Consider the following 14,169-nt stretch of genomic DNA (forward strand, 5'->3'; position numbering starts at 1 on the left):
CCGAGAAGGGGCTTCTCGCGCCGGTCAGCGTGTCGAGACGTAGCCCTTGTACTGCTGGAGGTGATCGGACTCGGGCCGGTCCAGCAGGAACTCGCCGACGAAGTCCTTGTAGGGTTCCATGTAGGGGAACTTGTCCCACTTGGCCCAGGCCGGCTTGGCGACCCGCCCGCCCAGCTCGGCCATGGCCTGCTCCCATTGCTTGCTGTCGGAGAACCAGATCTCGGCCACGCGCTGGAACGGACCGGTCTTGGGTTCGGCGAGCACGCGGCTGGACAGGAAGCGGGTCACCTCCGGCAGCCCGGCGATCTGTGGAGCGAGCTGCTCCCTGAACCACTTGTCTCCTTCCTCCTGGGTGACGCCCTCGGGATACTTGAAGAGGGTCAGCCAGCGATAGTTCGGGCCGTCCTCGATGGTGCGATCGCTGCCCTTGAAGTCGTCCTCCCAGAACACCGGCGCGAAGGCGAACACGGTCGGGTGGTAGCCCTCGCGCGTGCCGACCCACTGGCTAGGGCGAAGGTCGCCGCCGGTTGGCTGGCGAGTGATACGCATGTAGTCGTCGGTGCTGTATTCCTTGAACGCCAGGCCGTTGGGCGCGGCGGTCGCACTGGTGTGGAACGGATTGAGGAGCCAGTAGTGCTCGGTCATGATCCAGTTGTAGGTGCCGAAGTCCTCGGCGTCCTTGGGCAGCGGCAGCGCGCGGTAGGTGGCGTACTTGGTCACGTAGGGCGCGAATTGCGAGATGCTGTCCGGCACGTGGTACTTGTAGAGCCAGCGATAGGCGGCCGGCAGGTCGCTGTCGTCGCGCACGCTCACCATGATGAAGCTGCGCATCGGCTGGAACGATTCGGACGCCGGCGCGGTGGCCGAATCGGCCGCCTGGGCGCCCGTCGCCAGCAGCGCCGTGGCCAGTATGAGCGCCGACAGGGAGGCGCGGATTTTCAGGTCCATCAGGGTCTCCATCGCATTGCGGGACGGCGATGCCGACAAGGCTTCGTCGTGGAGCAATGCCCATGATCGGCTTGGTCCTTGATCTGTGCGAATATATTATTTTTGATCAATTGATAACGTAGAGGTATCAATGGACCTGCGCCGTCTGCGCTACTTCGTCGCCGTCGCCGAGGAATTGCACTTCCGGCGCGCGGCCGAACGCGTCCATATCGCCCAGCCGGCGCTGAGCGTCCAGATCAAGGCGCTGGAAGAGGAGCTGGGCGGCTGCCTGATCGTGCGCAGCAATCGCCGGGTCGAACTGACCGAGGCCGGGCGCCTGCTGCTGGAGCAGTCGCGGCAGATCCTGGCCCAGGTCGATGCTGCCGCCGGGCTCACCCGCCGGGCGCTGCGCGGGGAGGCCGGCGTGCTGCGCCTGACCTACTCGGGCAATGCCGCCGAGTCCGGCATGCTGGCGCGGTGCCTGCGCGCCTTCCGTCGTCGCCACGCCGATGTGGAGATCCAGGCGATGGAGATGGATCCTGCTTCCCAGCAGGAGGCGCTGCTGTCCGGCCGCGTGCACGCGGCGCTGACCACCACGCTTGCACGCACGCTGCCACCGCAGCTGATGGTGCAGCGGCTGGGTGCGTGGCCGCTGCGGCTGGCGCTGCCCGACGATCATCCGCTGGCGCAGCGGCGGCAGATCCGCATCGCCGACGTGGTGCATCAGCCCTTCGTGGTCTACGCCACGCACGGCGACGACGATGGGACCTCGGTGCTGCGCCAGGTGGCCGGCTTCGATCCGGTGGTGGCCCATCGCGTCGGCACGGCGGTAATGGTCACCGCGCTGGTCGGCGCCGGACTCGGGTTGGGCCTGCTGCCGGCATCGATGGAGACGGTGGCGGCGCATGCCGGCGCGGTGCTGCGGCCGCTCGCATCGGTGAAGGCGGACATGGACGTATCGCTGGTGGTGCTGTCCGGTGTGCGCGAGCCGGTGGCCACGCGGCTGCTGGAGGTCGCCATGGGCGAATTCGAGCCCTGCTGAGATCGGCCATGGGCGATGCCGTATCACTTCTATTCATGCAAGCCACCGCGCCGACGGTCAGCTCAGCCGGTGGGATATGAATTCGCCATGGAGATGATGTGTTCGGAGAGAAGGTTCGCCATCAATGTCTTGGGCTTATGGACATTGCGCAGCAGATAGACCGGCGTGGAGATGGGGGTCGAAAAGCGCAGGATGCGGGATTTGCTGGGATCGTGCAGCTGTGCCGACTGCTCATCGAGGAGGCCTATCCCGCCGCCGGCTTCGACCACCTTGCACATCATCGCACCGAGCGAGATCTCGATCTTGCTGGAAAATCCATAGCCGCGCATCAGCATCATCGCCTCGAAATTACGCTGCAGTTCATCTGGGGCACTGAGCGTGATGATGCGGCATTCGTCCAGGTCGGAAAAATCGATTTCGCGCTTTTCCGCCAGAGGGTGCCCGATGGGCAGGATACATACGGCGTTGAGATCGAAGAGCTTGGTTTTTTCGAGATTCGCATCCTCCGACCGCGCTTGGGAAATGCCCAGGTCGAGTTCTCCTCGTGCGACGAGCTGAACCGTTTCTGGTGAACTCCGGCTGCGGAAGGCGAGGGTGGCATCCGGGTAGTGACGCATGAATTTGGCCGTCGCCTGCGGTAGCCAGGAAATCGACAGTGCGGGAATGCAGCTGATTTCGAGCCGGGCGTGTTCCATCTGCTGCAGGTTGCGGGCGAAGGCTTCGAGATGCGCGTAGCCGTCCGTCATCCGCGAGGCTTCCAGATAGAGCGCCCGGCCTTCATCGGTTGCCTGCAATCCTTTGATGCCTCGCAGGAATAGCTGAACACCTAACTCATTTTCCAATATTTTCAATGACTTGCTCACGGCAGGCTGGGAGAGGTCCAGCTTTTCCGCAGCGGCGGTCACGGAGCCGCATTCGATCACAGCGACGAAAACCTCGAACTGCCGGTAGTTCATAATGCATAACTCCAGGATATGAACGTCATGATTTTATGAGTTGACGTAAAGTTTGGCCGGCGATAACGTTCCTTCAGATCGATGCGCCGAGGTGGGCGCCGCATCCAGAAAACAACAAGCCGTGGAGCAAGGCCGAATGGCCCTGCAAGCGACAGAATATCTACAACTATAACAACAGGATCTTCTATGCAACCGCTTCTTTTTTTTGGATTTTTAGCCAGAAAAATGATCTTGGCGCTGCTTGTCGCGGCGGCCTTTCCGCTTGCCGCACAGGCTGCTCCTGACGGCAGTCTTACCATCGCAGTGGGGGCAGACGCCACGACCTTCCACCCCCATGTCAATTCGCTCCCGGTCGGCAACGCCGTCGACATGTTGGTGTTCGAACAGCTCTTTCGCATGGGCGAAGACAACAGCGTCGTTGCGCAACTGGCCGACAGCTGGGGCTGGTCCGAGGATGGGATGACCTTCAGCGTCCAGTTCGAGACCGGGCATGTCTTTTCCAACGGTAATCCACTCGATGCCCAAGCCATTGCCGCCTCCTTCAATCAGCTGCTCGATCCCAATAGCGGGTCGATCTATGCGGGACTTTATGCCTCGCTAGGCCGAGCCGAGGCACAGGGCGAAGATACGGTCGTTTTCCATCTGAACGAAAAGAACGGCCATATTCTGATGCTACTGGCCAACAGTGCGGCCGGGATCATCGACGTCAAGGCGAATGCCGAGATGGGCGCGGGTTATGGCCGAAAACCGATTGGATCCGGCCCTTACATCGTCGATGAGTTCATCGGTGGCGAGCGTTTCAGCCTCGTCCCCAATCCTCTGTACAAAGGCGATGTCCCCGCCACCCTGGAGAAGATCACTTTCATGTCGGTGCCCGAAGACGGCGCGCGCATGGCGCTGATCGAAACTGGTGAGGTGGATATCGTCGATCGCGTACCCGCGGATTCGATCGAGGCGATAAACGACTCCGGCTTGGCCAAGGTCATTCTGCCGGACAGCATGTTCTCGATCAGTATGGAACTGATCAATTCCGGGGCGCTGGCGGACCCGAGGGTGCGCGAGGCGTTGAACATATCGATCGATCGTGAGGGCATGATCCAGGGCATTCTCGGTGGCCTGGCGACGCCTTCCGTCGGCATGGTCGGGCCCGGTACGGAGGATGAGCTGCGCGCGACCTTTGCGTCCAAACCCTTCGATCCGACCAGGGCCAGGGAGCTATTGGCCGAGGCGGGCTATGGCCCCGGCAAACCGCTGCCCTTGGTGGTGACCTGTCCGAATGGCCGTTACATCAAGGATTCCCAGGTCTGCCAGGCGCTGGCGGCGCAATGGCAAGCGATCGGCATCGACGCCAAGCCACAGGTGATGGATCTGTCCAATTGGTCGGCCAATAGTCGTTTGCCTTTGGCCGAACGCAAAGACGATATGACCATGGTCGGCCGCGCCACGGCGGGGATCGATTTCACCTTGTATCGGCTGTTCAAGACTGGCGTAAGTACCAATATCTCGGGCTTCAGCGACCCCGGAGTCGACAGGCTGCTGGCCGAAGGGCGGGCATCCAGCGATGCCGATGCGCAAAAGCGGATCTACGGCGAGATCCAGAAGATCATCTGGGATGCGAATCCTTACGTCTTCCTCTGGTATCAGAAACAGGCGCTGGGAGTCGCGGACCGGGTGAAGAACTTCGTCATCCGTCCCGATGAAACCATGGTGTTCGACAATGTGTCGGTATCGGATAGCTAAGAGGAGCGATGAATGTACGTCCTCAGGCGCCTTCTCGTCGCGGTCCCCACGCTCTTCGCCGTCAGTATCCTGGCATTCTGGTTCGTCGACATGATCCCTGGCGATCCCGCCGCCCAGCTGGCGGGGAACATGGCGTCGAACGAGGAAATCGCAGCCATCCGTAGCCATCTCGGTCTCGATCGCTCGCCCATCGCGCGCTATGGCCTGTTCTTGAAAGGCATCGTCGATCCGGAGATCGCGGTTTCGTATCGCACTAGCCGCCCTGTCGTCCAGGAAATCGGCGAGCGTTTGCCGAAAACGCTCATCGTCGCGGTGGGCGGACTGGTTCTAGGGATAGTGTTCGGCGTCGTCACCGGTGTGATCTGCGCCCTGCGCCAGGGAGGCTGGTTCGACGCCATCGTCACGATCTTCACCCTGGCCGGGATTTCGATGCCGATCTACTGGCTCGGTTTGCTGTGCATCTGGCTTTTCGCGGTGGAACTGCGCTGGTTGCCAGCGGCAGGAGCGACCACGCCCTGGCACTTCGTGTTGCCGGTGGTGGTGGTGGCGACGCGCCCGGCTGCGCTGTTCAGCCGCCTGGTGACCGCCAATCTGCTGGAAGTGATGGGCAAGGATTATCTCGATACCGCACGCTCCAAGGGGCTGAGTGAAACCCGCGTCATCGTGTGCCATGCGTTGCGTAATTCGCTGGTGGCCGCGGTCAGCGTCGCAGGCGTGCAGTTCGGTGGGATGCTCGGCGGATCCGTGGTGACCGAGACCGTCTTTGGCATCCCGGGACTCGGACGCTTGTTGGTGGAGGCGGTCGGCAGCTCCGACTATCCGGTGATCCAGTATTGCGTGCTGATGTTCGCCGCCGTGTTCATCGTCATCAATCTCGCCGTCGATTTGATCGGCCAATGGCTCGATCCCCGTACGCAGGAAAATTCGTCAGCCACGGGGTATGGACGCCCATGACCGTTTCCATCTCCGAAGATCTTTGTGCAACGCATGTGCCGGGGCGTCGCAAACCTTCCTTCCGGCTGCTGCGGCGGCTGCTATCCTCGCCCAAGGGCGCGATCGGCCTCGGTATCGTCACCGTCATGGTCTTCATTGCGCTGTTCGGCCCGTTCCTTGCGCCGCTCGATCCCTACCAGCAGGATTTCCTCGCCACCTTGCAAGGGCCCTCGGCCGCGCATTGGTTCGGAACGGATCAGCTCGGCCGTGACCAGTTCAGCCGGATCCTGCATGGGGCGCACGCCTCGCTCGGGATCGGCATCGGTGGCGTTGCCGTGGCCTTCCTGTTCGGGGTTCCGCTCGGGCTCGCGGCGGCATGGTTTCGCGGCTGGCTCGACCAGTGGGTGATGCGCTGCGTCGACATCATGCTCAGTTTTCCCGATATCGTCTTCGCGCTGGCGCTCGTCGCCCTCCTGGGACCGAGCACGACGAACGTGATCGTCGCCGTCGGCGTGGTCTCGATCCCGGTATTCATCCGCACCGCGCGCGCCGTCGCGCTCAGCACCCTGGCTGAACCTTTCGTCGAGGGCAGCGTAGCGCTTGGCTGTTCTCCATTGCGGGTGATGGCGCGGCATGTGCTGCCCAACATCGCGGGGATTCTGGTGACGCTCTCCAGCCTGCTGTTCGCCTCGACGCTGCTGACCGCTTCCGGGCTGAGCTTCCTCGGGCTCGGCACCCAGCCACCCGAACCCGAATGGGGCGCGATGCTGGGCGAAAGCCGCTCCTATATCCGCAGCCACCCCTACATGGCGACTTTCCCCGGCTTGTTTCTCGCGTTCTCGGCGCTTGGCTTCAATCTGCTCGGCGAGGAGCTGCGCAACATCTACGACCCTAGCGCCTCGAAGACGCGGCGTGTGCATTGGTGGCGAAGGCTCCGGGCGAAACCTGGCCGTGAACGATCAGCTGGCAGCGTTGCCGCGCCCGCGCGGGCCTCGGGGGCGAGGCAAACGGACGTTCTGGTTTGCGCTCGTGATCTGGAGGTGTCCTATCTGACCGATTCCGGTGCGCTGCCCGCCGTGCGTGGAGTCAGCTTCACGCTGAGGCGTGGGCGGACGCTGGCGGTCGTCGGCGAATCGGGCTCGGGCAAGAGCACGCTGCTGCGGGCGGTCGGCACCATCTTGCCGCGCGGACAGGCCCGGATCACCGCTGGTGTCCTTGCGATCGAAGGCGAAGATGTCGATGCCATGTCGGCCACTCGGCTGCAGCAGCTGCGCCGCAGCCATATCGGCGTGGTGTTCCAGGATGCATCGAGCGCGCTGAATCCGGTCATGACCGTGGGGGCGCAGTTGATCGAAGCGATCCTGTCGGGCAATCCGATGCCCAAAGCGCAGGCCCGCAGCCGGGCGGTGGAGCTTCTTACCGCGGTGCAGATCGCGGATCCGAAGCAGCGGCTCGACCAGTATCCACATCAGTTTTCGGGTGGGATGAAGCAGCGGATCGTCATCGCCATCGCGCTGGCCCAGGATCCCGATATTCTGCTGGCGGATGAGCCGACCTCGGCGCTGGACGTAACGATCCAACAGCAGATCCTCGTGCTGCTGCGTCGAATGCAGCTGGAAAATCGGATGGCGATGATGCTGGTGACCCACGATCTCGGGCTGGTGTCGCGCTACGCCGATGATGTAGCGGTGATCTACGGCGGCCGGATCGTCGAGACCGGTTCGGTCGAGGATGTGTTCCGCCATCCGTTGCATCCCTATACCCAGGCGTTGCGGGCGGCGGCACCGACGCTCAATAGTGCAGGCGAGGGCAAACGGCTCATGGCGATCACCGGGGACCCGCCGATGCTCGGGCAGTTCCCGCCGGGATGCAGCTTCGCTTTGCGTTGCAGCCGTGCCCAGGGGCGCGCTCGATGCCAGGCCCAGGCCCCCGCGGCGCGCGCCGTCGGCGGCCAATTGGTCGCCTGCCATTTCGCCGAGGAGCGCTGAGATGCCCTGTGTCGATGCCTCGAGCGACGTGATCCTGAGCATACGCAACCTGTCGGTCGGGTTTACCCTGCCGCGCCCGCTGTTCAGCAAGGCGCCCAGCCGCCGCGTGCAGGCCGTCGACGACGTCAGTTTCGACGTGCCGCGCGGATCGTGCTTCGGCATCGTGGGGGAATCCGGCTCGGGTAAAAGCACGCTGGCACGGGCGATCACTGGGCTGGTGCAGGTTTCGGCGGGCGAGATACTGCTGGATGAGCAGCCGATCCAGTCGCTGAAGCCGCGTGAAAAGCGCAGGCTTCGGCGGCGAATACAGATGGTGCTGCAGGACCCCCGGGCCTCGCTCGACCCACGCCAGACGGTCTATGAGGTTCTGCGCGAGGCGCTGATCGTCCACGGTATCGAGCGCAGTCGCGAAGGCCAGCGGCGGCGGATCGCACAGGCTATTCGTCAGGTCGGGCTGAATGTCGCGCATCTAGGGCGCTACTCGAACGAACTTTCAGGCGGGCAACGACAGCGCGTCGCCATCGCGCGGGCGATCATCTGCGAGCCGGAAATCGTGGTCCTGGACGAGCCGGTCAGCGCGCTGGACGTATCCGTACAGGCGCAGATCATCAACCTTCTGGTCGATCTGCAGGAAACGCTCGGGTTGACCTATCTGTTCATCACCCATGATCTGGCACTGGTCAGCCGGTTCGCCGATGCGGTCGGGGTGATGTATCTGGGCCGCTTCGTCGAGCATGGTCCGACCCGACGGGTGTGCGACGCGCCTGCCCATCCCTATACCGACAGCCTGCTCTCGATCGTGGCGCAAGACGACCCGGAAGCGGCAAGGGCCAACCCCGTGCGCTTGCTCGAAGGCCAGGTGCCCAGTCCGCTCGCGCTTCCTACGGGCTGTGCTTTCCACACCCGTTGCCTCCATGCCCGAACGTTGGCGACGCATACGCAACCGCACAGGCTGGTGACCGCGGACGGGCATCGTTTGCCTCGTCTTTGCGTCGAGATGCGCCCACAGGCCGGGCCGCGCGGCGGCATCCGCGCTACGCCCGAAGACTGTCTTTGCCATTTTCCTCTTCGCCGCGCGCCGGCGCAGACATCCGAACCGCAAATGCCGGTGGCAGGCCGGTAATGGAGACCCAAATGACGCAACCGAGAGCGATGATGAAGATCGGCATCAACATGGTGCAAAACGGCGGCCATAGTTCGGGCTGGCGCCATCCCGATGCCGACCCCGACATCGCCAACGATTTCGAAGGCTATGCCCGGATCATCAAGATGGCCGAGGAGGCCAAGATCCATTTCGTTTTCCTCGCCGATGGCGCGGCGGTGCGCATCCCGCACAGCAATGCCGAGGAGCTCAGCTATCATGGCCATATCGACAGGTTCGAGCCGCTGACGCTATTGGCGGCGCTGGCTGCGATCACGTCGAAGATCGGGCTGGTCTGCACGGCATCGACCACCTATAACGAGCCCTATACGCTGGCCAGGAAGTACGCTTCGCTCGATCACATCAGCCACGGCCGGGCGGGCTGGAATCTGGTGACCGGCTGGAGCGAGGACGAGTCGCTGAACTTCAATCGCGATACGCTGATGGAACATGCGCAACGCTACGCGAGAGCGAACGAATTCGTCGATGTGGTCACCGGCCTTTGGGACAGCTTCGACGATGACGCCTTCATCGCGAACAAGGCCAGCGGGCAGTATTTTCGCCCCGAAGGCATGCATGTGCTGAACCACCAGGGTGAGTTCTACAAAGTGCGCGGCCCGCTGAACCTGCGTCGCTCGCCACAGGGGCATCCGGTGATCGCGCAGGCTGGCAGTTCGGTGCCCGGGCGCGACCTCGGAGCGCGGGTCGCGGACATCATCTATACGGGACAGAAGGACCTGCAACTGGCGCAGGAATTCTACGCGGATATGAAGGCAAGAGTAGCGGCGGCGGGCCGCGATCCGTCCCAGGTGCTGGTGATGCCGGGCCTGATGCCGATCATCGGGGCGACCGAGGCCGAAGCGCAGGCTAGGATGGCGGAGCTCAAGTCCCTCGTCCACCCCGAGGTGGGGATGCAGCTCATTTCCAAGACCTTCGGCGATCTGAGCCATCTTGATCCGGACGACCCGGTGCCTTTGCCGCTGCCGGAATCGAATGGGGTCAAGAGCGCGCGCGATCAATGGGAGCGCCGCCTGCGGGAAAAACCGATGACGGTGCGTCAGGTCTATGAAGAGATATCCCTCTCCTCAGGGCACTGCGTGGTTTGTGGAACCGTCGAAACCATCGCTGATCACATGCAGCGCTGGTTCGAAAGCGGTGCCTGCGACGGCTGGAACCTGATGGCTCCCTATTTCCCGAGTGGCGCCGAGGACTTCATCACCAAGCTCATCCCGGAACTGAAGCGGCGTGGCATATTCCATCGCGAATATGAAGGAGAGACTTTGCGCGCTAATCTCGGTCTAAACCCGGTTCCCGACCTGAAAAACAAATCGAACGATGGGCGCTCGAAAAGCGATGATCGCATTTCGATCTCGAACTGAGCCCACTTTATCCCTGCTCGTCCAGGGGAAGTCGTCACAGCATTCGATGCCTTCGATTCAATATCACAAGAGCGTTTCGGACTGAAACCGCGGTGCTCGCTCTCATTGCTGCCAGCAAAGGAAAAATCATGGCCCAGGCTCGCCAAATAAAGCTCGGACTCTCCTGTCGATTTCTGGGTTATCACGTCGCCGCCTGGCGTCATCCGGACGTTCCGTCCGATGGTGCGCTCAGCCTGCAGCACTTTCTCAAGGTCGCGAAAAAGGCCGAAGCGGAAAAGATCGACATGATCTTCTTCGCCGACAGCGTAGGCGTGCGTGAGGACGATCTGCCACCCGGTTCAGCCGCCCGCAGCATGAAGAATGCAGAGCTGGAGCCGACCACGCTGTTGTCGGCTATCGCTGCGTGCACGCAAAACATCGGCCTGGTGGCGACCGCATCGACGAGCTACAACGAGCCGTTCAACGTCGCTCGCCGCTACGCCTCGCTCGATCACATCTCCGGCGGCCGCGCCGGTTGGAACGTCGTCACCTCTTGGTCCGAGCAGGAGGCCTGGAATTTCGGCCGTGACCAGCATTTCGACTACGACACGCGCTATGCGATGGCGGATGAGTTCGTCGATGTCGTGGCCGGACTGTGGGACAGCTGGGAACCGGACGCCTTCTTGCGGGACAAGCAAAGCGGGCTGTTCTATGACCCGGAGAAGCTGCACATCCTCAATCACCAGGGGCGTTTCTACAAGGTCAGAGGGCCGCTGAACTCGGCGCGCACGCCGCAAGGCAGACCCATCATCGTGCAGGCCGGAGGCTCCGAGCCGGGGCGCGATCTTGGCGCTCGGGCGGCGGATGTCATCTACTCCTCCTCCCATTCGATCGAAAAAGCGCAGGCCTATTACGCCGATATGAAGGCCCGCGTGGCTGCCTACGGTCGCGATCCTTCCGAGCTCCTGGTCATGCCTGGCGTGACTTTCTACGTCGATGAGACGATGGAGAAGGCCAAAGCCAAGCAGGACCTTTTGCAGCGATTGATCGAGCCGGAAGTGGGCCTGTCGATTCTTTATCACCATTTCGGTGATCTGCGCGGTTACGATATCGACGGTCCGCTGCCGGAGCCCAAGCATGCCAAGGTCAAGTCGCTGGCCGACAGTCTCTACCAGATGGCGCAGCAGAACGATCTGACGATCCGGGACGTCTACCTGACGGTAGCAGCGGGAAACTCTGGATGGACCATCGTGGGGACGCCTGAATCGATCGTCGACGAACTGCAGAAATGGGCGGAAAACAATGCCGCGGATGGATTCAATATCTGCCCCGCGACGCTGCCCAACGGCATGGAAGACGTCGCTGGATTCATCCTGCCGGAGCTACGCGCGCGCGGCATGTTCCGCACCGAATACGAAGGCCCGACGCTGCGCGAGAACTTAGGCTTGGCATTGCCGGAACTGGGCGATATCGCCGCGCGTCATCGCAGCAAGGTCGCATCGCTATGATCACATCGCACGGGTAATGACCGGAGTGGGCCGAATGACGATGGTGACTGAAAACGTTCTGGAAGGGGACGCCGCCACCTTTCGCGGACTGTGGCGCGGCTTTGGTTCGACCGTGGCGTTGATCGCTACCGAGTGGGAGGGGCAGCGTCATGCCATGCTGGCTACTGCGGTTACCTCGGTATCGATGGAGCCGCCTTCGCTACTGATCTGCGTGAATCGTTCGGCTTCGGCTCACGATGCCTTGACGCGAAGGGCAGCGTTCTCGCTCGGTATCCTGGGCCATGGCGCGCGCGACGTGGCGGCGGCGATTGGCCGCGCATCTGGGCCTGATCGGTTCGCACATGGGGATTGGCACGAGCTGGCGGCCGCCGGACGGCGGACCGATGGTCTGCCGTGGCTTGGCCAGGCGCAGGCAACGCTGTTTTGCTTGACCGATCATCGCTTCGACTATGGCACGCATACCGGCCTGATCGCCCGCATCGACCGCGCGATCGGAACCTCGGGCGACGATCCACTGATCTATTGCCAAGGCACTTACGGGCGGTTTTCCGCAGGGATGTGATCCCGGCGCACATCCCCCAGCATGGATATACCGAAGGCCGGTAATGCCAATGGCGATGCGTGCGTGGATAAAGGGGAGATCGGGCCCGACAGCTGGAGCTTCATCGGGTCATGCAGGCATACCACCCTCGCTTGATGGCATGCTCGATCGAGATGGCGAAGAAATGATCCAAGAAGCCATGTAAGAAGCCGTGCAAAAAACCATGCGAGAAGCCATGCAAGAGATCACGGCTATGCGGCATGCGCCTTTGGCATTAATTCAATGGATGTGTTGCACATGCAGCCCGCAACCGCCGTCCAAGTGTGTCGGAGAGTTGGTGGGCTGGATGCCAAGCGGGAGTCGATGCCGAAGGACGCTGCATGAAAAAGTAACGGCTTCAGGCATCGTCTATGTTGACAGTCCCCAGGCTTTAAAGAACTATAGATAAAAAATTACGTTCCTTAGGGTAACGTTTCTAAAAACAATAAAGGCGTCACGATCCTTCAATGGGAATGGATATGAAACGAACGCTTGCTTATACCGCCGCGATTGTTCTTGGCCTGGGCGCGATGCCTGCAATGGCCGGTCCATCGGACAATTCGCTGGTCTGGGCTTCTGACAGCATGCCTTCCAGCATCGACTTCTATACCCATACGATTCGCGAGGGAATCGTGCTGGGACACCACATTTGGGATACGCTGATCTACCGTAATAACGACACTAACCAGATCGAACCTCATCTGGCCGAATCTTTCGAGTGGATCGACGACACTACGCTTGAATTCAAGCTGCGACATGGGATCAAGTTCCATGATGGCAGCGACTTCACTGCGGATGATGTGGTCGGCACGGTCGAATATGTCACTACCCACCCGACCGTCCAGTCGATCTTCTTTCTCGAAGGGGCCGAGAAGATCGACGACTATACCGTGCGGCTGAAGACCAAGGGCGTATTCCCCGCGGTGCTGGAATATCTGGCCAACGTCCTGCCGATCTATCCGTCGGATTACTATGCCGAGGTCGGGCCTGAGGGCATGTCGCGCCAGCCCATCGGCACCGGGCCCTATCGCGTGACCGAAGTCGTCGCCGGCGAGCGGGTGAAGATGGAGGCCTTCCCTGATTACTTCGGCGGTGTGAAGGGCAGACCCTCGATCGAGAAACTGGAATTCCGGCGCATCGCAGAGTTCAACACCCAAGCGATCGAACTGATGACCGGCAACCTGGACTGGATCTGGCGCGTCCCGCCGGACGCGGTGCAGCAGTTCGAGGGCCAGTCCCAGCTCAAGGTCGAATCCGGCGACACGCTGCGCATCGGCTTCATCGGCATGGATGCCGCAGGCCGCACCGGGGACACTGCGCTGAAGAATCTCGAGGTGCGCCGTGCGATCAACCACGCCATCAACCGCGACGGCATCCGCGAGGCGATGATTGGCCCTGGTTCGCAGACCATCGACACGGCCTGCGCGCCGGCGCAGTTCGGCTGCATCGCGACCGAGGTGACCCACTATGACTACGACCCCGCGAAGGCCAAGGAGATGCTGGCCGAAGCGGGCTATCCCGACGGATTTTCGCTCGACTTCTATGGGTATCGCGACCGTCCCGTGGTCGAGGCGATAATCGGCGATCTGGCTGCTGTGGGTATCCGGGCGAACCTGACCATGCTGCAGGCCTCGGCCATCGCGCAGGCGCGGACGGAGGGGCGTACGCCGATGTGGTTCCAGGCATGGGGATCGTCCTCGATCCTCGATGTCAGCGCGGGACCGGGCTATTGGTTTGACGGCTCCTCCGTCGACTACGCCCGCGATGCCGAAACGACGGCGCTGCTGAACGAAGGCAACACCACCATCGATCCCGAAGCCCGCAAGGCGGCCTATGCCAAGGCGCTTGGGCGCATCTCGGATCAGGCCTTCCAGGTGCCGATTTTCACCTATGCGCTGAACTACGTTTACGATGGCAGGCTGAATTTCACCCCTGTGCCCGACGAGACGCCGCGCTTCTTCGAAGCGAGCTGGAACCAGTGATCCCTTGTCCCGCG

The 14,169-nt window shown here is 62.1% G+C and carries 11 protein-coding genes; 9 read left to right on the top strand and 2 right to left on the bottom strand.

The genetic code is table 11. The features are described 5' to 3' along the window. Positions 1–24: 24 nt before the first annotated feature. Positions 25–948 carry a hypothetical protein gene (locus tag Q376_RS0103235; RefSeq protein WP_052364904.1) on the bottom strand — a complete coding sequence of 308 codons (924 nt, stop codon included), beginning with the start codon at positions 946–948 and terminating at the stop codon, positions 25–27. Between the two features lie 130 nt (positions 949–1,078). Between Q376_RS0103235 and Q376_RS21265 the strand changes: the two genes are divergently transcribed. Next, positions 1,079–1,969 (top strand): LysR substrate-binding domain-containing protein, encoded by an 891-nt coding sequence (locus Q376_RS21265; protein WP_052364905.1) that lies wholly within the window; start codon positions 1,079–1,081, stop codon positions 1,967–1,969. A gap of 62 nt (positions 1,970–2,031) precedes the next feature. Here Q376_RS21265 and Q376_RS0103245 read toward each other — a convergent pair whose 3' ends face one another. Next, positions 2,032–2,925, bottom strand: a complete 894-nt coding sequence (locus Q376_RS0103245) for a LysR family transcriptional regulator (protein WP_027349092.1) — start codon at positions 2,923–2,925, stop codon at positions 2,032–2,034. A gap of 186 nt (positions 2,926–3,111) precedes the next feature. Here Q376_RS0103245 and Q376_RS0103250 point away from each other — a divergent pair, with 186 nt between their 5' ends. The 8 genes from Q376_RS0103250 (at position 3,112) to Q376_RS0103295 (ending at position 14,155) form a co-directional block, all read left to right on the top strand. Further along, positions 3,112–4,665: an ABC transporter substrate-binding protein gene (locus Q376_RS0103250; RefSeq protein WP_162177876.1), complete on the top strand. Its 1,554-nt coding sequence runs from the start codon at positions 3,112–3,114 to the stop codon at positions 4,663–4,665. 12 nt (positions 4,666–4,677) lie between these two features. Beyond that, on the top strand, positions 4,678–5,619 hold the full coding sequence (locus Q376_RS21270) for an ABC transporter permease (RefSeq protein ID WP_043446010.1): 942 nt from the start codon (positions 4,678–4,680) through the stop codon (positions 5,617–5,619). Continuing rightward, a complete protein-coding gene (locus tag Q376_RS21275) occupies positions 5,616–7,586 on the top strand; it encodes a dipeptide/oligopeptide/nickel ABC transporter permease/ATP-binding protein (RefSeq protein WP_052364906.1) in 1,971 nt (656 codons plus the stop codon). Before Q376_RS21270 ends, Q376_RS21275 begins: the two co-directional genes overlap by 4 nt. A 1-nt stretch (position 7,587) precedes the next feature. Next, complete coding sequence (locus Q376_RS21280) at positions 7,588–8,709, top strand: oligopeptide/dipeptide ABC transporter ATP-binding protein (RefSeq protein WP_052364907.1); 1,122 nt, start codon at positions 7,588–7,590, stop codon at positions 8,707–8,709. Positions 8,710–8,759: 50 nt separating this feature from the next. Continuing rightward, positions 8,760–10,106, top strand: coding sequence for an LLM class flavin-dependent oxidoreductase (locus Q376_RS25305; protein WP_245598897.1), 1,347 nt, complete (start codon positions 8,760–8,762; stop codon positions 10,104–10,106). 128 nt (positions 10,107–10,234) lie between these two features. Then, positions 10,235–11,593 carry an LLM class flavin-dependent oxidoreductase gene (locus Q376_RS0103280; protein ID WP_027349094.1) on the top strand — a complete coding sequence of 453 codons (1,359 nt, stop codon included), beginning with the start codon at positions 10,235–10,237 and terminating at the stop codon, positions 11,591–11,593. A 34-nt stretch (positions 11,594–11,627) separates the two neighbouring features. Next, the gene (locus tag Q376_RS21290) at positions 11,628–12,155 is read left to right on the top strand and encodes a flavin reductase family protein (protein WP_052364909.1); all 528 of its coding nucleotides are present in this window, start codon (positions 11,628–11,630) and stop codon (positions 12,153–12,155) included. A 497-nt stretch (positions 12,156–12,652) separates the two neighbouring features. Continuing rightward, positions 12,653–14,155: an ABC transporter substrate-binding protein gene (locus tag Q376_RS0103295; protein ID WP_162177877.1), complete on the top strand. Its 1,503-nt coding sequence runs from the start codon at positions 12,653–12,655 to the stop codon at positions 14,153–14,155. The last annotated feature ends 14 nt before the right edge of the window (positions 14,156–14,169 follow it).

The organism is Halotalea alkalilenta DSM 17697 (assembly GCF_000621205.1).
GTDB lineage: Bacteria > Pseudomonadota > Gammaproteobacteria > Pseudomonadales > Halomonadaceae > Halotalea > Halotalea alkalilenta.

What these genes read in the sequence shown, in the direction of transcription:
- Q376_RS0103235 (WP_052364904.1), bottom strand. Translation starts at nt 948, where the DNA reads ATGGACCTGAAAATCCGCGCCTCCCTGTCGGCGCTCATACTGGCCACG.
- Q376_RS21265 (WP_052364905.1), top strand. Translation starts at nt 1,079, where the DNA reads ATGGACCTGCGCCGTCTGCGCTACTTCGTCGCCGTCGCCGAGGAATTG.
- Q376_RS0103245 (WP_027349092.1), bottom strand. Translation starts at nt 2,925, where the DNA reads ATGAACTACCGGCAGTTCGAGGTTTTCGTCGCTGTGATCGAATGCGGC.
- Q376_RS0103250 (WP_162177876.1), top strand. Translation starts at nt 3,112, where the DNA reads ATGCAACCGCTTCTTTTTTTTGGATTTTTAGCCAGAAAAATGATCTTG.
- Q376_RS21270 (WP_043446010.1), top strand. Translation starts at nt 4,678, where the DNA reads ATGTACGTCCTCAGGCGCCTTCTCGTCGCGGTCCCCACGCTCTTCGCC.
- Q376_RS21275 (WP_052364906.1), top strand. Translation starts at nt 5,616, where the DNA reads ATGACCGTTTCCATCTCCGAAGATCTTTGTGCAACGCATGTGCCGGGG.
- Q376_RS21280 (WP_052364907.1), top strand. Translation starts at nt 7,588, where the DNA reads ATGCCCTGTGTCGATGCCTCGAGCGACGTGATCCTGAGCATACGCAAC.
- Q376_RS25305 (WP_245598897.1), top strand. Translation starts at nt 8,760, where the DNA reads ATGGTGCAAAACGGCGGCCATAGTTCGGGCTGGCGCCATCCCGATGCC.
- Q376_RS0103280 (WP_027349094.1), top strand. Translation starts at nt 10,235, where the DNA reads ATGGCCCAGGCTCGCCAAATAAAGCTCGGACTCTCCTGTCGATTTCTG.
- Q376_RS21290 (WP_052364909.1), top strand. Translation starts at nt 11,628, where the DNA reads ATGACGATGGTGACTGAAAACGTTCTGGAAGGGGACGCCGCCACCTTT.
- Q376_RS0103295 (WP_162177877.1), top strand. Translation starts at nt 12,653, where the DNA reads ATGAAACGAACGCTTGCTTATACCGCCGCGATTGTTCTTGGCCTGGGC.